Raw genomic sequence first — 20,696 nt, 5'->3', positions numbered from 1 at the left:
ACAAGTGAATTCTCAATTAACAACCTATATTACATTGTTTTGCACATCGGGTATTTTGAACTTGTACTTATTTATTTATGTATTTATTAAGCGTCAGCAATTTACCAATATTAAAAATGTTTTCGCTGTATATTGCCTGAGTATTACGATTTACTGCTTTGCGGCTGCTTTTGGTTTAACAGCATCCAGCCTAGAGGAAATTAAGTTTTGGACCATTATTCAATATATTGGAATGCCGTTTTCTGCACCTCTTGGTTTACTGTTTATCATGCAGTACTTAGGTGTGAAAATAACGAAGCCACGTGTAATTCTACTATTAGCAATTCCTATGATTAGTTTTATCTTGGTCGCAACAAATGACTTTCATCATTTTCACTATAAATCGTACATGGTTCATCCATCATTAGGTGCACCGTTTAGTACAATTGAAATCGGTATTTGGTATTTAGTTCATGGAATGTTTACCTTTGGCAGTATGCTAGCAGCTTTCTTGCTTTTAATCTTCCGCTGGAAAGAAACAGCGAAAATGTATCGGCCTCAAATTATTGCTTTATTAGTCGGTCAGCTAGTACCAATGGTGACAGCTTTTATTTATTTGATAGGTGTTACACCTGCTGGCTTTGATCCAGTGCCGATGGTACTTTGGCTAACTAGTATTTTATATTTATGGTCAATCAGGACGACTCGATTATTTACTGTAATGCCGATTGCAAAGGATGCAATTTTCCACAGTATTAGTAATGGTGTTTTCGTATTAGATGAGCAATATCATCTCATTGAGTTTAATGAAGCAGGTAGAAGGATGATTCCACAGCTAAATAAATCCATGATTGGTCAAGATTTTAAAATTATATGGAAAAGTATAACGGGTGTATCAGATAGTTTTAATCTTGAATCCGTTGGCAATAAGCAGGAAATGGTACTTGAAATAGAAATTGCGGAGAATTTTTATCAGGTTCGTACTTCTACCCTGCAGGATCGGTACGTTAAAAAGGGATTGCTCATCATTCTTACAGAAATTACAGAGCTGAAGAGGCTTCAATCACAGCTAGAGAAGCAGGCATATTTCGATGAGCTGACGCAGGTTTTTAATCGCCGTGCATTCTTTCAGCATTGTGGAAAAAAGCTTGAGCATGCCAAGGCTGCTCAAACACCTCTGACGGTCATTTTGTTTGATATAGATTATTTTAAAAAGGTAAATGATACATATGGCCATATGATTGGAGACCAGATATTAAAACATGTGGCACAAATTTGCCAAACAAAGCTAAATGAGGTAGGTCTTTTTGCTCGATATGGTGGTGAAGAATTTGTCATCGCGTTAGAAGGGTATACAGCAAATGAGGGGACAGAGATTGCTAATGAGCTCCGACATGCCATTGAGTTAGAGTCCTTAGTTGCAGCGGATTTAATTGTCTCAATAACAGCAAGCTTTGGAGTGGCTCAGCTCTCAAACAATAAAGATGAAACACTAACACAGCTTCTTAATAATGCAGATAAAGCCCTCTATGCTGCGAAGGAAGAAGGGCGAAACTGTGTATTATTCTACTCTGAGAAAGTAAATTCCATAAACAGAAGGACCTAACTTTAGGAAAAGCACCTAAACGTTAGGTTTTTTGTCTGGCTCAAAATACAAGAGCGTTTAGTAAAACATCCTCGCGAACTATTTTAGTCGATAGGTGTTTTTCTAACGAAATATGAAGTGTTCATGTTGATGAACCTTAAATCTTGTTTTATGACAGATATATGGAAAAATATAGGTGGGTGTATTAATTGTAAAAATATGCCCCATATGGTAACATGATAACTGTATTAATTATCTGAATAATGCGTTTAATGTAGCGTTTCTGTGCTTAAAACTAGCTATATTTTTTATTCTCGATAATTAAAATCACCCATTGAAATGTGTTTTTTACCAGATTATGTATATATAAAAGGTGAGTTCTAAATTGTTATTTAAATGTAAAATTTAGGTAATATCATTTACTTACTACTTTTTTATTACTAGACTAATAATGGGTAATTGAATTTAACGATTTTAAATAAGTACATAATCGTACATACTGTTTTAGCGAATTTGAAAAATTGTATTCTTTAAGTGTTTGAAGGAGGGACTAAAAGCTGATGACTATTAACTTGCAAAAAGGTCAACGTATCGATTTAACAAAGGGTAAGGCAGATTTAAGCCGTGTGATGGTTGGACTAGGCTGGGATCCGGTAGGGAAAACAGGAGGATTTAGCTTTTTTAAATCTTCGGGACCAGATGTCGACTGTGATGCGTCCGTAATTATGCTACAAAATGACCGTTTTACAGATAAAAAGGATCTCATATACTTTGGAAACAAAAGTAGTAATAATGGTTCGGTCGTTCACTCTGGGGATAATTTAACAGGTGAAGGCGATGGCGACGACGAAACAATTATGGTGGATTTAAGAAATATCCCAGCTCAATATAACAAATTAGTTTTCGTTGTTAATATTTATGATTGCGAAAGAAGAAAGCAAGATTTCGGCATGATTAAAAATGCTTATATTCGCGTGGTTAACCCACAAACAAATGAGGAAATTGTGAGATATAACTTATCTGACAACTATTCTGGTCAGACATCATTAATAACAGGTGAAATTTATCGTCATAACGATGAATGGAAGTTTGCAGCAATTGGAACTGGAACAACAGATCCGGGCTTATCAGCAATCTGTAACCGTTATACATGATTTTAATAGTAAACTAAAAAATTCATCAATAATTAGGAGGATTTCAAATGGTAGTATCACTTGCAAAAGGTCAAAAGGTTGATTTAACAAAAACAAATCCAGGATTATCAAAAATTACAGTAGGACTTGGCTGGGATACAAATAAGTATGATGGTGGACATGATTTCGACTTAGATTCATCAGTATTCTTATTAGACGCAACGAACAAAGTTTCTGGACCTCAGGATTTTGTCTTCTACAACCAAACAACAGGTGGAAATGGCTCAGTAGTTCATACTGGTGATAACTTAACTGGTGAAGGTGAGGGTGATGATGAGCAAGTTAAAATCGCTCTTAAAGACATCCCGGAAAGCATTCAAAAAGTAACGTTTACAGTTACGATTCATGATGCAGAAGCTAGAACACAAAACTTCGGTATGGTTTCAAATGCATTTATTCGTGTAGTAAATGATGAAACAAATGAAGAAATTATTCGCTATGACTTAGGTGAAGACTTCAGTATCGAAACAGCAGTAGTAGTTGGAGAATTATACCGTCATAATGGCGAGTGGAAATTCAGTGCAATTGGTTCTGGCTACCAAGGCGGCTTAGCGGCATTATGTAATGACTTTGGTTTACAAGTAGGTTAATTTATGATGTAGCACAGTGACTTATCTTTATCTAGTTGCTGTGTTACTTTCGATATAATTGATTGATTATTCTGAAAATGTTTGGAGGAATTGAATTTGGCAATTCAATTAAGTAAAGGTCAACGGATTGATTTAACCAAAAATGACCCATCATTACAACGTATTATTATTGGATTGGGATGGGATATCAAACAATTTGATGGTGGTCAAGATTTCGATTTAGATGCTTCTGCATTTCTTTTAGATGCGAGTGGTAAATGTAGAAAGGAAACTGATTTTATCTTCTACAATAATCTACGCAGTGCTGACGGTTCAGTAACTCATACAGGAGATAACCGAACTGGAGAAGGCGATGGTGATGACGAGCAAATTAAAATTGACCTATCAAAGGTTCCCCATGATGTTCAAAAGGTTGCAATTACTGTAACGATTCATGATGCAGAGGTACGCCATCAAAACTTTGGTCAGGTATCTAATGCATTTGTTCGTTTAGTTAATGAAGATACGGGTAATGAAGTGTTGCGCTATGATTTGGGTGAAGACTTCAGTATTGAAACAGCAGTTGTTTTCTGTGAGGTTTATAAGCACGGAAACGACTGGAAATTTAATGCGGTCGGTTCTGGCTACCAAGGCGGTTTACAGGCGTTAGTTAATGCCTATGGGCTGAATGCATAATTGTCTATCTAAATGAATTTAATATAAAAATAGGATATGTAAATTGTGAGGGACTACTTTGGACGTTATTAATCAAATATTAAGCACATATGCCATGTTTTTTGACTGGGAGATGTGGGGTGAAGTATTAACAGACCCTGTAGCGTGGGGGTTAATTGGATCGCTGGTTGTAATAGAAGGTTTATTATCTGCTGATAATGCCCTTGTTTTAGCGGTATTAGTAAAACACCTTCCAGAGAAGCAAAGAAAGAAAGCACTTATGTATGGGATGCTAGGTGCATACTTCTTCCGTTTCCTATTCATAGGTATTGGTGTATATCTAATCAAATTCTGGTTCATCAAAGTACTAGGTGCCCTTTATTTAGGATGGCTTGTATATTCGCATTTCCGCAAAAAAGGTGGCGAAGATGAGGATGAAGCAAAGGAATTTAAAAAAGATACTCTATTAGTTCGCCTATTTGGTACGTTCTGGGCAACGGTAATCTCCGTTGAGCTAATGGATATTGCCTTCTCGGTCGATTCCATCTTGGCGGCATTTGCCATATCTGATCAGGTATGGGTGCTTTTACTTGGTGGTATGCTGGGAATCATCATGATGCGTACAGTTGCCGGATTGTTCCTTACATTAATTGAAAAAGTCCCTGAGCTAGAAAATACAGCCTTTGTATTAATCGGTATTATTTCATTGAAGATGTTAGCGAGTGTTTTTGGGTTCCACTTAGAGCACTGGTTATTCTTCTTAATATTAATTGTAGCCTTTGCAGCTACCTTTGTTATTCACTTTATGAATAAGAAGAAAGCGACAGATGAAGAGAATATAAACTTGTAATCTCTTAGTTTAAATCAATAGATTTAGCTACTGCTATTTAAGCGGTAGCTTTTCTTTAACGAATATGAATTATTGATAATTGAATCCGTTAAGGAAACGACATCAACTCGACCATTTTGGGTCGAGTTGTGTTTTTCTAATACAAAAGGTTGGGGGGAATGGGATGAAACATTTTAGCTTTGAGTCACCTGAAAGATTGGAGAGAATCTTTTATAAACAGCCAGAGTCCTTTACTAAGTATTCAGAAAAAGAGGTTCTTTCTTACATGGTAGGTGCAACTCTCTACATGCCGGCGACAAAGGAAAGTATTGCTCAAGATGTCATTACAAAGAAGTTCGAAGAGCTAGTATCAATGGTGATTGATTTAGAGGATGCTGTTGGGGATAACCAGCTAGAAGAGGCAGAGGAGCTTTTAGTAAAGCATCTGGAAACAATTTATTACGCTCTTGAAAATCAAATCATCACAATAGAGGATTTGCCCCTGATTTTTGTAAGGGTTAGAACTCCAGAGCAATTAAAAAGAATGAATTCGAAATTTGGCATATTTAATAAAGTATTAACTGGCTATGTTTTCCCTAAATTCTCCCCTAAAAACGGTCGGGAATTTTTAGAAATTATTGCTGACATTAATACTGAGGACACAGTTCTATATGCCATGCCAATCCTGGAATCTAGTGAATTTATATATAAGGAAGACCGGTTAGAATCCTTATTAGAAACAAAAAAAATAATCGATTCATATAGTAAGTATATTTTAAATATTCGAGTTGGCTGTACAGATTTTTGCGGATTGTATGGAATTAGAAGAAATGTAGATACGACTATCTATGATGTGTCCATTATTCGTGATTGCTTAGCTAATATTTTAAATATATTTAATCGTCAAGAGGATGGCTATGTCATTTCTGGTCCAGTGTGGGAGTATTTCTCAAAAGAGGAACGAATTTTAAAGCCACAGCTCCGTGTCAGCCCATTTGAATTCAGACATGGGAGCACAGGTCTTAAAAAGCGTAGAGAGCTAATTAACGAATTCCTAGATGGACTGATTAATGAAGTCATTTTAGATAAGTTAAATGGTATTGTTGGTAAGACAATTATTCACCCAACCCATATTAAACCTGTTCATGCACTCTATACCGTAACACATGAGGAGTATATGGATGCGTTAAGTATCATCAATAATGCTGAAGGGAATGTGGGTGTCTTAAAAAGTCAGTATCAAAATAAAATGAATGAAGTAAAGCCTCATCATTATTGGGCAAAACGAATTTTACTAAGAGCAAAAGCGTTTGGTGTTTATAATGAGCATCAGGATTTTACAAGCTTGATAATAGAAGAAGTGAAGATTAAGAGATAAGGAGAGATGACTCTGAAGCCTGTTGAAAATAAAGAAGTATATCAAGTATTAAATGACTTAACTGTCGAAGTGGATGTATTAAATAATCCATACGATTTTCAGCTTGGTCAGTTATTTCAAATGGCAGCACGAATCAATAAAAACCGAAGCTTCTTATTTGTTAGCAAGGTTTTAGGAAAGCATCTTGCAGTCAATCCTAAAATACCGTTGCTTGTGGGAAGCTTACTTGCGATACGTTATTTAGAGGTAGTTCATGGGGAAAGTGATTCACGTGCTCAAAAAATCGCAAATGCTATCCAAACAAATGAAGGATTAGAGGAAATCTGGGGCTCACTACAAAAAGCCCCGATTTCACTTCCAAAGGCCACAACCTTTGTCGGCTTTGCAGAAACAGCAACTGCACTGGGTCACGCAGTCTTTAGCAGCTTTAGCAATAATGCAAAGTATATTCATACAACACGTGAGCAAATTGAAAGTCTCACTTCAATTATTAATTTTGAAGAGGAGCATTCGCATGCTACGAGTCATCGTGTTTATGCACTTGATGCAGAATTTTTCCAGGATGACAGTGAAGTGGTTCTTGTGGATGATGAAGTCACAACTGGGAAAACAGCCATCAATATAATACGGACGATTAAAGCCGAGTATCCCTTGAAGAAGGAATTTACAGTCGTTTCGATATTAGATTGGCGTACGCCAGAATATCGTGAGCGATACCGTCAATTAGAGGACGAATTGGATGTTAAAATTCATACCATTGCTTTAATAGATGGGGTCGTTTCAATTAGTGGAACACCAAGCACAGAAGAGCACGAAACGAAAACTGATCACTCATTCCAACCAGAGGTATCTTATCTACCGGTTTCTCACCTTTTATCATCAGATGGCCTTCAACAAAGCTCTTCAACTAGTGTCAATGGCATTCCAAACAAATCGAGCTATCTACATGCAACAGGAAGATTTGGTCTTTCCATAGAAAAGGAAAAGGCGTTTTCAAATCAAATCCAAGCAGTTGCAAATTACGTGAAAGAAAAAAGACGGGGCAAAAAAACATTGGTCATTGGTACGGGCGAATTTATGTATTTACCTATGCACATTGCTGCTCAGATGGGGGAGGGTGTCTCTTTCCATTCAACTACACGTAGCCCAATCTATCATACGAACTCAAATAACTATACCATTTGGCAAAAGTTCACCTTCGATAGTCCTGAGAACCAAGGGGTAACAAACTATCTGTATAATATTCAAGCAAACCAATATGATGAGGTCTTTATCATCTTTGAAAGAATGTCCTCTTTAGATGCGGCAAGCCCGTTAATAGAGGAGTTAGCAAGAGTAAATCTACCATATATTAATATCGTTAATATGACTGAAATCGTGGAGTAAAGGAGCAAACGCCAAACTACAAAAGCATGGAGGGAATATGTATGAACAAACCAATTGTGAAACCGGATAAAATGGGAAGCTACAAAGAAGAGGATGTTATCTTTTTATTACGGGATATTAGCAATTTTAAGATTGAGAGAAAGTCAGAGGAAAGAGAAAAACTTATCCAATCGGGTACACATTATTCAGAAATGCTGCCTGTAGAATACCAACCAACAGAAGAATATTTATCGTTATTTCATAATACGTTAGAGCAGTACTCAAAACGCGTGGCCATTGCAGTAGGGGTTGTTGCAGAGCAAATCAAGGAAAGAAACGGTCTTGAGAATCTGGTTCTTGTAAGCTTGGCAAGGGCAGGAACACCCATTGGAATCTTGATTAAGCGCTACTTGTCATTTAAATATCAAGTGGAGGTGCCACATTACTCTATCTCGATCATTCGCGGGAGAGGAATTGATGAAGTAGCAATCGACTATATTTTTGACCAACACCCACAAGCAAAAATTCAATTTGTTGATGGCTGGACAGGAAAAGGTGCCATTACATACGAATTAGATGAGGCATGTAAGGCCTACAATGCGACGCATGAGGCCAAATTAGATTCTTCTTTAAGTGTTTTAGCAGACCCAGGTCATTGTGTAAGTATCTACGGAACACGAGACGACTTTTTGATTCCATCGGCTTGTCTAAATTCAACCGTTTCAGGCTTAGTTAGCCGAACTGTATTGAATTATGATTTTATGGAGGAAAGTGACTTCCACGGGGCGAAGTATTATAAGGAATTGACTGATGTAGATGTGTCCAATCTTTACGTAGATACGCTAACCAGTGAATTCGCGCTTGTGCAAAACGAGGTAGCAGAAAAGCTTGAGGAGCTGAGAAAAGAGGATGCGACACCTTCCTGGAAGGGCATGCGTTCTGTTGAAGGAATTCAAGATAAATTCGGCATAAATAATACGCATTTTATTAAACCTGGTGTTGGTGAAACAACACGTGTATTACTACGTCGTGTGCCTTGGAAAATCCTTGTGAATCCTAAGTACTCGAATGATTTAACCCATATCCTGATGCTTGCTAAAGAGCGTAATGTGCCAATTGAAGAATTTACGGACATGTCTTACTCGTGCTGTGGAATAATTAAGGAATTATAAGGGGGATATAGCTTGATTTTATTTACATCCGATTTAGATCGTACTTTAATTTATTCTAATACGATGATGCAGACATATCCGGTAGCTGGAGATGTGATTCCTGTTGAACATAAAGAGGCTCTTGAGATTTCTTATATGTCTATGGACTCCATCCATTTGTTAAAGCAATTTAGCAAAGAGCACTTGTTTGTACCGGTGACAACGAGAGCAGTTTATCAATATGAAAGAATTCACGCCCTCGCAAAGGATATCAATCCGAAATATGCGATAACAAGCAATGGTGGAACACTCTTGATTGACGGTAAATCGGATTTAGAGTGGAATAAAATTGTGCGTAACCGTTTAGCAGATCAATCTCAGCCAAAGGAAGAAATGATTCGGGTGTTTTCTAAGATTCGTCATGAGTCCTGGGTAGCTCGTGAATTTTACATCGATGATTTGTTTTATATGTTCCATGTCAATAGAGAGCTTGTGCCAAGAGGCGAGCTTGCGGAATTCCAAAGTGAGCTAATGACAATGGGCTGGAGTATTTTCCTGCATGGAAGAAAACTATATGTCCTGCCAACTAGCTTAAACAAAGCCTACGCGGTTCGATATTTACAAAACTTTGTGGACTATGACCTTCATGTGGCAGCAGGTGATTCCATGATGGACTACGATATGATTATCGAAGCAGACTATGGTTATAGCCCAACACATGGAGAGCTATACGAAATGCAGCCTAATGATGAAAAAGTAAAGTGGTTAAACGGTATGGGTGCTACCTCAACAGAGGAGCTGCTTCAGAACATTTTGGAGCTGAATGTGGTGAAGTAGTAGCTGGAAGTACGAGCGGGTGTGCAGTGTTCGGGATGAAGAAGATTTCGGTAAATTGGCTGAAATGAAAGTACCTATAAAAATGGGAGGCTACATTAAATGGTAAATTTGAACAAAATCGAGTTAAAGAAAAAAGGACAATCCATTAATCTGACTAAAAACAATCAAGCAATAGGTGAAATTTTAGTCAATCTGAATTGGAATCAGCAAAATACTGGGAAAAAATCAGGGGGCTTCCTTTCTTCTTTACTAGGTAAGTCAAATAATGTAGATCTTGATTTGGGCTGTTTATATGAACTGAAAAATGGCGAAAAGGGCTGTGTGCAAGCATTAGGAAATGCATTTGGCTCCTACGAAAGCTATCCATATATGCAATTAGATGCAGATGATCGCACTGGCTCTGCTACGGGTGGAGAAAACCTTCGCATAAATGGAAGTAAGCTTTCTGAAATCAAGCGTGTATTAGTGTATGCCTTCATCTATGAAGGTGCAGCCAATTGGTCGCAAGCAGATGGCGTTGTGACATTAAAATACCCTGCAGGCCCAGACATTGAAGTGAAGCTGGATGAGCACAAAAACGGGCAAATTATGTGTGCTATCGCCATGATTGAAAATGTAAATGACGAAACATTTAAGGTGGAGCGTCTTGTAGAGTACTTTAATGGCCACAAAAATATGGACCAAGCCTATAACTGGGGCATGAACTGGGTAGCTGGAAGAAAATAAATGCTTTTCGCTGGGGATCAACCAGAATAATCATAAGTATAAGCTGAAAAAGTAGCCAATCTCAAATTTGAGACGGCTACTTTTTATTATGATTGAATAAACATTTGAACCCATGCACCGTTATAGTAACCAACACCAATAGCGTTGTATTGACCATTTAAAATATTGGCTCTATGTCCTGATGAGTTCATCCAGGAATTCATAACCTCTTGTGGTGTCTTTTGTCCTTTGGCAATGTTTTCACCTGCAGCTCGATAAGATACGCCGAAGGTTTTCAACATATCAAAAGGACTACCATAGTTCGGGCTCGTATGACTGAAGTAGTTACTGTTGATCATATCCATTGCTTTCTTTTGAGCAACGCTTTTCACATCGGCGCGATGCTGGACAGCACCTAGGCCAGCTTTTTGTCTTTCGACATTCACCAATCGAACGACTTCTTCTTCAAAGCTTGCCACCGGTTTACCCGAATCCTTTAATCGGATAGTCGAACCAACCTGCATATTCAGTGGATCAACTGATGGGTTTAGTCTCATAAGCTCCTTATAATCCAACCCATATCGTTTGGCAATGAACCAGAATGAATCCCCTTTAGAGACCTTATAATACTCAAATGGTGGCTCCTTGAACATTTTGATTTCTTGCCCCTGTACAGTATAACTAGAAGAGAACAGGAGTAAGGCACAAAACAGAAGGACGCTCGAAAACTTATTCATTTACATTACACCTCCTTTTGATTTCTCTTATTTTTGATTTTGGATAGGCTTTTTATACGACATATAATTGTTATTTGTTAGGCGAAAAGCCATAAAATAAAGGCTTGGGAAACTGTGATGGGAGAGAATCGAATTGATAAGTGCTGTTGGGTGAATTATATCCGCCGATTTTGCTCGTTTATCCGCCAACTTTTGTGATAAATCCGCCAGTTAGAAGTAAATATCCGTCAAATAAATTTTTAAAAGGAGTGATTGCAGAGATTTAATCTCGCCACTTTTGCTTATATTCCCGCCACTTTTTGTCGAAATTCAGACACTTTTTCAAAAAATCCCGACACTTTCATCAATAATCCCGACACTTCAAAATCAACCCTCGAAAAAATACTAATAATTAACGAAATTTATCAAAACCAGCATATAATAAGCTTGCCCAATTACTTGTAGACAATAATAAAACCCTTGCCAAGCAAAATCTGCTTAACAAGGGTTCATTACATTACATTTCATTCTACTTCAAAATCCCTTTTTCCTTTGCTTCTTCAAGCCAGGAGGGAAATTCGTCTAATAGGTTCTCGTAAAGCTGCTCATCTGTGATTTTTTCGATGTCTTCGAAATGGAAGAAGTTCGCGTTGTCGATAAAGCGGCCTTCCATTGTGTCCAATTTGCGCAGGACGTCAAAGTTTGAGTCACCGATGCCGACGAATTGCCAAAAAATTGGCTTGTTTGAAGACTCTACGATAAATTTTTTAATGCCCGGTTTGCAGCCACCATCATTGATAAAGATTAAGAAAACAGGTTCATCACTTGGTTCTTCAACAGTGTATTTGTTGATAATGTCTGCCATAACCTGGGGCTCGTCATTACGACCGAATTTGTGAATAGCGTCATTCCCTAGAATATTCTTTTCTACATAGCCAAGTAGGTTATGCTCTGTTACTTCAGGCAGTCTGGAAAATTCGTTGTCATATACCCAAACGTCCAAGGAGCCATCATCATCGAACTGGGAAGCTACTGCAGCAACACGCTCAACGGCTTCCTGAACCTCGCCAATTTTATAAAGGCGTCTCATAGAACCTGAAATATCCAGGACGAGCCCAACCTTTGCTTTAACACCAGTTAATTTTTTCTTAGTCAGTACGATTTTTACTTTGTCTTTTCTTAAAGATATAGTGGACATGCTGCTCCTCCTAACAAGAAAGTTGTATTAGTGTTGCATTTCAAAGTTTGCTTATTCACGAGGCTACTGAATTAATCCCTTTTGCGTTGCTGATTTGACCCATCCTGGGTATTCGGTCATTAGTAAATCGTAGAGCTCTGTGTCTGATAGCTCTAACGGATCCTCGACACTAAAGAAGTTGGCGTTATCCAAATAGCGACCACTCAGATTATCTAGCTGCTCCAGGAAGGTGAAATCGGATTGGATAAGACTATTGAAGAAACCGCCTTTCTTTTTGGCACCTTTATTTGACTTACCAATCGCCATGAACTGCCAGAACATCGGCTCATAGGATGAATGCTGAATATGGTTCGTTGCGTCAGCTCTGTCGAATGGGGCGCCGTCTGTTACAAACATGACGTAAACAGGATGCTTTTGTGAATAGGGCTTGTCGCGTTTTCCTCCATGACCAAAATAATGCTTTCGAATAATTTTCATCGCTTTGCCGTAATAGGTGTTACCTTCTAAAGGATGCTGCCTGATTAAGCGATCCACAGAGCCGCCAAAGTTATCGATCGTGATTTCGCCTGCATCATAGGCATTTTTGCCAAATAAAAATACGTCGATGGAGCCATCATCGTCAAAGCGAGTTCCTAATGCCAAAATACGCTCTACAAATTCTTGGATTTTGCCTGAACGGTACATTTTAGACATGGAGCCAGAGATATCCAAGCAGAGTGCTACCTTTGCCGTATGATTTTGCAGTCCGGCTTTTTCTAGCGAGATTTTGGCTTTCTTTGAAAGGTCCAATAATTTTGGTGCTGTTTGCTCCATCTTCTTCTCTAACAGTATTTTTTTATCGAGTACAGGAGTAGGAGCGGCTTGCGATTCTGACGCGGCTGCTGTTACAGGTGTAGGTGTATTAGCTGGTGCCTGTTCTTCTGAAGCAGTACCACCGAAGCTTGTTAATAGAGCAGAAAGACCTCCGTCAAAGCCACTCCCGACAGAGGAAACCTTCCAAAGGGATTTATAATTATAAACTTCTGTAATAATCACGGCTTTTTCATTTTTGAAATCATTTCCGTTAAAGGAATAGTCAAGAAGTGTTTGATTGCCCGTTTTTAATTTCAGGGAGCCATTTTGAATCATACCCATTGTTCCGTTTCCATCAATTGTTGCTGTGAAAACGAGGTATTGGATGGAAGTCGGGATTTTGGCTAAGTCGATGAAGAAAGTACCACTGCCATTCCCAAGGTTTCTAAGTTGAATTTCGTTGGATGGGGAATTTAACTGATTGTAAAAAATCATATACCGATCGTCTGTAAGCTGTTTTTTCTGGTCTAGCCCAAAGCATGTAATATCAATTTCAAAGCTTGAAGATACATTTACCTCTACCTCTAATTGAGTTGCAGAGGTAAAATCAGATACATTTACTTTTTCACCACGAATTAAAGTTTTCATAGACCCTCCATTTAAAATTAAACTAAAAATCATATACCCATTATATCCCATCTGAACAAACAATAGGTTTAATCCACTCTGATTAGGGAAAAGAAATTAAAAATAGAGTTTACTAGTAGTCATCCTTATTGAAGCAACAAGAAATAGATTCTAAACTTTTAAATTTGGGAGAATTTTTGTCTTTGATAATACATAAAATACTATTATGTGGATTTTTACCTAAAATATACAAATAAGTAGGAGGGCTCTATGAAAAAGCTTTTGAGTATACTAGTTTCGATATTGTGTCTTTGTGTTGCTATGGGTATCCAGTCTAATGCTTTAGCAGCTGCCCCGGTCAAGTATTCAAGTTTTCCTGATGTAAAAAGTGATCATTATGCCTATGAGGCGGTTGCTTGGGCAAAGGAAAAGGGAATTATAAGTGGCTATGAGGATGGAAGCTTTGGCCCTAATAACAAAGTGAGTGAAGCTCAACTAGTGGTCATGTTAAATAATCTATACAAGTTAAACAAGACGGATGGAGAGATTACAAAAGATACACCTTCGAAACATTGGGCAGATGATGTATATAATTCACTAGCCTCCTATGGTGTACCTTTAAATGGGTATATAGATGATACGATTCGAAACCAACCAGTAAAGCGCGGCTTAGTGGCGCAGGCTCTAGTATATTTAGGTCATGATAATCTAGATTTGAATAATTCAATTCAATTTTTGCTAGAGCATGAAATCTCAACTGGGCAAAATCATGATAAGAAGGACAATGTATTAGAATTTTTCGGCTACAATAATGAACTTACTAGAGCTCAAGTAGTTACATTTTTATATATGATGAATCAAAGTGGTTTCGGAAAAGTAAGTGAAGCTGCTTCAAATACAGCCAAAAAAGGTCTTGCACTGGATGAGCTAGTCAAACAATCGAAAGCAAAAGTAGATCCTGAGTTAAATATACTTTCTAAAAATGAAGCAAAGAATGTTGTAAAAGAGAAGCTATCAGGAATTGTAGATACATTCAAGCGTTTAGGGGAAGAAAATAATTGGTCCTTTGAAAACCATCCAGACTTTACTATTTTAAGACCAGAATTATTAAAATATGCCACTCCTACCTTTACGGATGGATTTTTAAAGGATGTGAAGGATGAATTTTATTGCTCATGCGATGTGCCTCCATATCCTTATGCTGCTTTAGATATCCGTTTTAATGTGCTAGAGAACACAAGTGACCGAGTTGTAGCCTCTTCCATTGTGTTCGATCAAATGGTTTCAGGAGGAAGCACCGTTTACTTTACGCTAGTTAAACAAAATGGAAAGTGGTTTATGGAGAATTATAGATGGGTCACTCTACAGGAAGAGCCGATTAACTTAACATGGGAAGAAGTAAAGGCCAATATGGAACGAGACGGTACGAAGGTAGAGCTTCTGAATACAACAAAGCATGATGGGAAAAAGCTTTATATCGTGAAATATATTAAAGACAAAACAATTATAGGTGTTTACGCAGATAATTCAGGGCATTTGTTTGTAGTGCCGGATGAGTTATTGAAATAAAAAAATAGAGCAATCTATCAAGGTACTAGCTTTGGTGGGTTGCTTTTTTCTTGTGAATATAAATTTCTCATAAAGTCTAAGCCACTAAAAAACTCAAGCATATACTAGAGATAAAGTTTAATCCTAATAGGGGGTGATTAGATTGATGCCGTTTTATCCACCAGATGACAGAAGAAGAGCATTTGCGGAGGATCCTAGAAGAAGAGCAATGCCACCTGGTCCCAGACAAAATTTCGGCCCACCCTTCGAAAGAAGAAGACCAGACAATCCTTATATGAACAACCAGCAGCCGCCATACGGATTCCCGCAGCAGGGCCAAAGAAGAGGACTCCCTGAAAATCTCAACATGATGATGAACCACGCCGGAAAACTATCAGATGGCATTAACATGGTAAGACAAATTGGCGCATTCTTTAATCTGTTTAGATAGGAATTGCGGGTAAATTGTATGTGTACCAGGTACACACACAATTAAGAACAATTCAGATTTTCCAAATGTAAGGGTTTTGTTTAGGGCAATCCGGGAAACCTATTTAAAAAGGAGGTTTTCCTATTATGAAGAAATTACTTATGATGATGTTTTTAACGTTTTCAATGTTCTCTTTAGTAGCTTGTGGCAACGATGAAGCACCGGATGAAGGGGAGCACATTGAGGATATTGAAGAGGAAGATGAAATCGGTGATGGTGAAATTGATGATGAGTAAAAAATAAAAGCCAGAGTGCTCTCTAGCGCGTAGCCTTTAACACTATTTATTAGTGTTAGGGGTTTTATTTTTGCAGGAAATTGTTTAATGGATATTGAATCGTAATTAGGAATGTCAAAGGAGGGATAGCATGAATAAAAGATTTCGAGAGAAAATAAAAGCTGCATTTGGTACAAAGGGTGAGCTGTGGCTTGAGCAATTACCCAAATCGCTTGATGCAATCTGTCACGATTGGAGATTAACTATAGAAGGAGAGCCTGCCAATTTATCGTATAACTATGTGGCATACGTAAAGGACACCATGAGTCGCTCGCTTGTTTTGAAAATCGGTGTTCCGGGATATGACTTTTCTAATGAAATAAAAGCGACGAAGGAGTTTCAGGGAGAGGGCTTCGTAACACTATATAACCATGACGAAAAGCGAGGCTGTCTCTTACTTGAACGGCTCACACCGGGCAAGATGCTAAAAGAGCTGGAGAAGGACGAGCAAATCGACATATACTTGATGGTTTGGAATAGATTAAACAGGCTGCCTTCCGAGGATTTGCCTTTTATACATAATTGGTTTAAGGCATTGGTGAATCCTGTCCCGAGCGATTTCGTAACAGAAGAGCATATCGAAACGGCACTTCGCTATAAAAAGGAAATTGAAGAATCTTCTAAAGGGAATGTAAACTTGCATGGGGATTTACATCATGAAAACATCCTATTCGACGAGAAACAAGGCTGGGTTGCTATCGATCCAAAAGGGGTACAGGGAGACATCTACTACGATTACATCTCGTTTTTATTTAACGAATTAAATCACGACTTAATATTGCTGGAAACGCGGCTGAAACAGATTGCATCAAAGCAAGCACTAGACGAGCTCCGTTTAAGAAAAGCAGCCATCGCACTACTGACAGTACAAGTGCTCTGGGCGGTAGAAGATGGAGCGGAGGAAGCGCAGGAGATGAATGCAGTATTGGCGTATTTGAGGGGGAGTGTTTAGGTGCCAGGTACACATGTAATGATGAATATTCTGAATTGTACTAGAATTGTTTGTGTACCAGGTACACAAACAATTCCCCCAAGCTAATTCCATGCCACAATTATGTCAAGATAGTATAATGAAGGCGAAGGTATTAAATTGTATAGAAGGGAGCCGATTTTATGGCGCAATCGTTACAAGGAAAAGTTGCAATTATCACAGGTGGAGCAAGAGGGATTGGTAGAGCAACGGCCATCGCTTTAGCTAAAGAAGGCGTAAGTGTTGGTTTAATTGCACGCTCTGAATCAGGCTTAAAAGAAGTGGCAACTCAAATCGAGGGCTTAGGCGTTAAGGTTGCCTATGCGATGGCGGATGTTTCATCTCAAGAGCAAGTGGAGGTAGCTGTTACGTTACTAGCAAAAGAATTAGGCAATGCCGATATTCTAGTTAATAATGCGGGGATTGCAACATTTGGCTCAGTTTTAGATATGGAGCCTGAAGAATGGAAGAAAATGATTGATGTAAACTTAATGGGTACATATTATGTAACTCGAGCGGTTTTACCTCAATTATTAGATAAAGAAGCTGGCGATATCATCAACATCTCTTCCACAAATGGCTTAAGTGGGGCTGCAACTTCAAGTGCGTATAGTGCATCGAAGTTCGGTGTTATCGGCTTTACTGAATCATTAGCACAAGAGGTTCGCCGCAATAATATTCGTGTATCTGCTTTAACACCAAGTACGGTAGCTACTGATCTAGCAGTAGAAACGAACCTAATTAAAGAAAACGATGAATCGAAAATGATGCAGCCAGAGGACATCGCTGAATTTATCGTTAACCAATTAAAGCTTAACCCACGTATCTACGTGAAAACGGCAGGATTTATTGCTACAAATCCTTTCTAAATTAAATTATAAAGCCAGCCCGCCATTTTAAATTGGAGAGCTGGCTTTTTTAATCGCAATCTTCCTCTTCCCGTTCTTTTTTTATTTCCTCCATTTTTTTCATGAATTCCTTATGCTGCTTCTCCATTTCTGATGTTGTGGGAAGGAAGGACTCCGGGTTATAATCCACCCGTTTCCCATAGCGAATCATTTCATAAATTATCATGCCATTATTTGGCTTCCCGTTTATTGTAAACATAGGGATGACATCAAATAGCATGAAATAAAACACATAAAAAACAAAGCGATCCCAGAAAACCTTGTAATCATCAAGCACTCCGTTGGCTATTAAAGCATTGATGAGAAGCGCGATGGTCAGGTTGAAAATAATGGGACTTGAGTAAATCAAAATGTACGCAAGCTTACTATTATTTTTTAAGTCATCATACGAAAACCAGCTATAAAAATGATAATATTTTCGGATATCAATAATTCCAAATTTAATAACACGAGGGCCAGAACCGATTGTGATCCTGGGCTTAATAACTCCAAACATACCACTGACAATTAAATAGCTCATCTCCCGAAGGAATAAAACAACAGGAAGGATGATAAATGCCGAAACAATAAGAGAAACAAGATTTGAAAGGCCAAACATACATCAACACATCCTCATCAATTGCACGTAGGTTAACCTCTACATACCCAAAATGAATGTGATTAATCATAGAAAAATAGAATTGTTTATGTACCAGGTACATAAACAATTCTGAATAGTACGGGTGCCAGGTACACACACAATTCTAGAACAATTCAGAATAATGGAAGGCCAGGTTCACACTTGCTCTTTTAGGTGTGGGCCTGGCCTGTTTTTTAGTTTTCTCGCAATAATGGTAAGGTACAGCAGCGGAAGGAGCCGCCGGATTTGATGATTTCGGAAAAGTCGATTTCGATGACCTCAAAGCCTCGTTTGCGAAGTTGGTCGTTAACATTGTTATTTATCGGCAGGCTGATGATACGTTTGTTGCCGATACTTAGCACATTGGTGCCAAGTTGAAATTGCTCCAGCTCTGAAACGGTAATCAAATCATAGCGTGAAGCGAAGAGGTCGATTTCTTTTTTTGTCAAACCGTCCGGATAAATTATTGCCACATCAGGCGAGACGACATTAAAGACACAGTCTAGATGCAAATATTTCTCCTTAAATGGAATCGTAATAACATTCAAATTACTATATAGGCGCTGCAGGTGATCCGCCACTTTTTGGGTTGTACGGCTACTTAGACCAACATAAACGGTATCCTGGTCAATAATCACATCGCCGCCTTCAATTTTTTCCTTCACCAGGTTGAAATAGGAGATTTCTTCATCCTCCAGCCACTGCTTCAAAACATTTTCCTCACCAGAACGAGCATCTGTAGCCATATTCGCCACAAAAATAGTTTCGCCGATTGTAAAGCCAATATCCCTTGTAAAAACCTGCTCAGGATATTTTTTATGATACGGTAAAAATACAACGTCGATATCATATTTCTTAAGCGTATTTACAAACTCTTCGTGCTGCTGCAGGGCACGTTCGATATGAAGCCCTTGCTTCTTAAAATGCTCCTGCGTGCTATTGATGACCTGCCGAATCGTCATATATTGAGGCTGACAAAGAACTACCCGTTTTAATGTGTCATACTCACTCCTACAAAAAACTTTGTTTGTGTTTGTATGTTCCTTCATTAATCCCCATCCTATTCCTTTACTTTGTATTAGTTTCTCCTATTGTTAGTGGATTTTATCCGCCAAAATTGGTACTTTATCCGCCAGTTTTTCTAATATTTCCGCCACTTTTTCGAGAATATCCGCCGAGTTGTACATTATATCCGCCAAACCAATGTTATCTGAAAAAACAGAAAGTTATAAGCCGATGCCAGCTCAAATATGGTATATTTAGTAATATCAACAATCTAGTAATTTTTCGGGGATGGAGGCTGTTTTATGAATATTGTAGTATTCGGTGCGGGAGCGCTAGGGCTTTACTTTGGGGGAAGGCTGCTTGAGGTCGGTCAAAATGTTTCTTTTTTTGTGAGAGAAAAACGTGCACAGCAGCTGAAAAATGAAGGGCTGAAAATCAGCAGTCCAGAGGGTGACTTTGAAAGGAAAGACATCACAACTTATACGTCACCTGAACAAGTGAAAAATGCAGATTTAATTATACTCACTGTCAAAGGCTATCATCTCGATTCAGTTATTCCGCAAATTCAAACGATTGCACAGCAAACTGGTGCTGTCGTTCTGCCTTTACTAAATGGAATCGAGCATATCGAAAGGCTCCAGCAGGCAGTTGGTGAAGAAAAGGTAATGGGCGGACTTGCTACAATCGTTGCAACCTTAAACGAACAAGGTCATGTCGAGCATACGAATCCAACCAGTATTTTAAAATACGGAGCGCTTCACAGTGAACAAACGCAACTATGCAGTGAAATCGAAGAAATCCAACAGCAGCTGAAATCCAATTTCATAAGAGAAGAAAACATCCTAAAACACCTCTGGATTAAGTATGCATTCATTACAGCGCTCTCTGGTATCACTTCAGCAATGCAATTACCATCAGGCTTTATCTCAGAAACACCTGCGACTCTTAAGGTTGCTAAAAACGTCATCCAAGAAATGAGCTTGCTTGCCGAAAAAGAGGGGGTTCATCTAACAGATGGTGAAGTAGAAGGTGTAGTAAATATGCTACTTGGCTTCAAAAAAGAGGCAACGTCCTCCATGCATCAAGATCTAAGAAAGGGTCTCCCAATCGAACTCGAGCATTTGCAGGGTGCGGCACTGCGGTTGGCTACAAAGCATGATGTCTCGATTCCGGTTATCGAGACGCTTTATGGCATCCTGAAGCCTTATGAATTGGGCAGAGTGAAAAACTGAAGCAATCTTTAAATAGAAAAAAAGGCTTACACAATTAAGCCTTTTTTTTC

General features: G+C 38.4%; 20 protein-coding genes and 1 pseudogene. 16 read left to right on the top strand and 5 right to left on the bottom strand.

Features of this window, described 5'->3' with window-relative positions:
* Positions 1-4 precede the first annotated feature (4 nt).
* From BJ095_RS03010 to BJ095_RS02965, 10 genes and pseudogenes are all read left to right on the top strand, one after another.
* On the top strand, positions 5-1,585 hold the full coding sequence (locus BJ095_RS03010) for a sensor domain-containing diguanylate cyclase (protein ID WP_107931640.1): 1,581 nt from the start codon (positions 5-7) through the stop codon (positions 1,583-1,585).
* A gap of 539 nt (positions 1,586-2,124) precedes the next feature.
* Positions 2,125-2,718, top strand: a complete 594-nt coding sequence (locus BJ095_RS03005) for a TerD family protein (RefSeq protein ID WP_107931642.1) — start codon at positions 2,125-2,127, stop codon at positions 2,716-2,718.
* Between the two features lie 47 nt (positions 2,719-2,765).
* A complete protein-coding gene (locus tag BJ095_RS03000) occupies positions 2,766-3,347 on the top strand; it encodes a TerD family protein (protein ID WP_107931644.1) in 582 nt (193 codons plus the stop codon).
* A 96-nt stretch (positions 3,348-3,443) separates the two neighbouring features.
* Positions 3,444-4,022, top strand: coding sequence for a TerD family protein (locus tag BJ095_RS02995; protein WP_107931645.1), 579 nt, complete (start codon positions 3,444-3,446; stop codon positions 4,020-4,022).
* Positions 4,023-4,080: 58 nt separating this feature from the next.
* Entirely contained in the window at positions 4,081-4,851 is a 771-nt protein-coding gene (locus tag BJ095_RS02990; protein ID WP_107931647.1) for a TerC family protein, read from the top strand.
* Between the two features lie 163 nt (positions 4,852-5,014).
* The gene (locus BJ095_RS02985; protein ID WP_107931649.1) at positions 5,015-6,208 is read left to right on the top strand and encodes an HpcH/HpaI aldolase/citrate lyase family protein; all 1,194 of its coding nucleotides are present in this window, start codon (positions 5,015-5,017) and stop codon (positions 6,206-6,208) included.
* A 6-nt stretch (positions 6,209-6,214) separates the two neighbouring features.
* The gene (locus BJ095_RS02980; RefSeq protein WP_107931651.1) at positions 6,215-7,594 is read left to right on the top strand and encodes a phosphoribosyltransferase family protein; all 1,380 of its coding nucleotides are present in this window, start codon (positions 6,215-6,217) and stop codon (positions 7,592-7,594) included.
* A 41-nt stretch (positions 7,595-7,635) separates the two neighbouring features.
* Complete coding sequence (locus BJ095_RS02975; RefSeq protein ID WP_181417942.1) at positions 7,636-8,745, top strand: cysteine protease StiP family protein; 1,110 nt, start codon at positions 7,636-7,638, stop codon at positions 8,743-8,745.
* 12 nt (positions 8,746-8,757) lie between these two features.
* Positions 8,758-9,561 carry an HAD family hydrolase gene (locus BJ095_RS02970; protein ID WP_107931653.1) on the top strand — a complete coding sequence of 268 codons (804 nt, stop codon included), beginning with the start codon at positions 8,758-8,760 and terminating at the stop codon, positions 9,559-9,561.
* A 102-nt stretch (positions 9,562-9,663) separates the two neighbouring features.
* Positions 9,664-10,287, top strand: a pseudogene (locus BJ095_RS02965) (TerD family protein); the annotation flags it as partial.
* Positions 10,288-10,373: 86 nt separating this feature from the next.
* On the opposite strand, the gene BJ095_RS02960 reads toward BJ095_RS02965, so the two are convergent.
* The 3 genes from BJ095_RS02960 to BJ095_RS02950 form a co-directional block, all read right to left on the bottom strand.
* Positions 10,374-11,003: a CAP domain-containing protein gene (locus BJ095_RS02960; protein WP_107931657.1), complete on the bottom strand. Its 630-nt coding sequence runs from the start codon at positions 11,001-11,003 to the stop codon at positions 10,374-10,376.
* 508 nt (positions 11,004-11,511) lie between these two features.
* Positions 11,512-12,180, bottom strand: coding sequence for a vWA domain-containing protein (locus BJ095_RS02955; RefSeq protein WP_107931659.1), 669 nt, complete (start codon positions 12,178-12,180; stop codon positions 11,512-11,514).
* Positions 12,181-12,243: 63 nt separating this feature from the next.
* Positions 12,244-13,620, bottom strand: coding sequence for a VWA domain-containing protein (locus BJ095_RS02950; protein WP_107931661.1), 1,377 nt, complete (start codon positions 13,618-13,620; stop codon positions 12,244-12,246).
* A gap of 249 nt (positions 13,621-13,869) precedes the next feature.
* Here BJ095_RS02950 and BJ095_RS02945 point away from each other — a divergent pair, with 249 nt between their 5' ends.
* The 5 genes from BJ095_RS02945 (at position 13,870) to BJ095_RS02930 (ending at position 17,751) form a co-directional block, all read left to right on the top strand.
* Positions 13,870-15,168 (top strand): S-layer homology domain-containing protein, encoded by a 1,299-nt coding sequence (locus BJ095_RS02945; RefSeq protein WP_107931663.1) that lies wholly within the window; start codon positions 13,870-13,872, stop codon positions 15,166-15,168.
* 142 nt (positions 15,169-15,310) lie between these two features.
* A complete protein-coding gene (locus tag BJ095_RS02940) occupies positions 15,311-15,598 on the top strand; it encodes a hypothetical protein (RefSeq protein ID WP_146223192.1) in 288 nt (95 codons plus the stop codon).
* 125 nt (positions 15,599-15,723) lie between these two features.
* Positions 15,724-15,873, top strand: coding sequence for a hypothetical protein (locus BJ095_RS18935; RefSeq protein WP_181417941.1), 150 nt, complete (start codon positions 15,724-15,726; stop codon positions 15,871-15,873).
* 130 nt (positions 15,874-16,003) lie between these two features.
* Positions 16,004-16,864 (top strand): aminoglycoside phosphotransferase family protein, encoded by an 861-nt coding sequence (locus BJ095_RS02935; protein WP_107931667.1) that lies wholly within the window; start codon positions 16,004-16,006, stop codon positions 16,862-16,864.
* A 161-nt stretch (positions 16,865-17,025) separates the two neighbouring features.
* A complete protein-coding gene (locus tag BJ095_RS02930; RefSeq protein ID WP_107931669.1) occupies positions 17,026-17,751 on the top strand; it encodes a 3-ketoacyl-ACP reductase in 726 nt (241 codons plus the stop codon).
* Between the two features lie 49 nt (positions 17,752-17,800).
* Here the strand turns inward: BJ095_RS02930 and BJ095_RS02925 are convergent, their stop codons facing one another.
* Both BJ095_RS02925 and BJ095_RS02920 read right to left on the bottom strand, forming a co-directional pair.
* Positions 17,801-18,388, bottom strand: coding sequence for a hypothetical protein (locus BJ095_RS02925; protein WP_107931671.1), 588 nt, complete (start codon positions 18,386-18,388; stop codon positions 17,801-17,803).
* Between the two features lie 215 nt (positions 18,389-18,603).
* Positions 18,604-19,458 (bottom strand): dimethylarginine dimethylaminohydrolase family protein, encoded by an 855-nt coding sequence (locus BJ095_RS02920; protein ID WP_107931673.1) that lies wholly within the window; start codon positions 19,456-19,458, stop codon positions 18,604-18,606.
* Positions 19,459-19,716: 258 nt separating this feature from the next.
* On the opposite strand from BJ095_RS02920, the gene BJ095_RS02915 reads away from it, so the two are divergent.
* Positions 19,717-20,646 carry a ketopantoate reductase family protein gene (locus tag BJ095_RS02915; RefSeq protein WP_107931675.1) on the top strand — a complete coding sequence of 310 codons (930 nt, stop codon included), beginning with the start codon at positions 19,717-19,719 and terminating at the stop codon, positions 20,644-20,646.
* The last annotated feature ends 50 nt before the right edge of the window (positions 20,647-20,696 follow it).

It is taken from the genome of Ureibacillus chungkukjangi (genome assembly GCF_003217295.1).
Taxonomy (GTDB): domain Bacteria; phylum Bacillota; class Bacilli; order Bacillales_A; family Planococcaceae; genus Ureibacillus; species Ureibacillus chungkukjangi.
The sequence above is the reverse complement of the archived record's forward strand: the minus strand, read 5'-3'. Positions and strand labels throughout refer to the sequence as shown.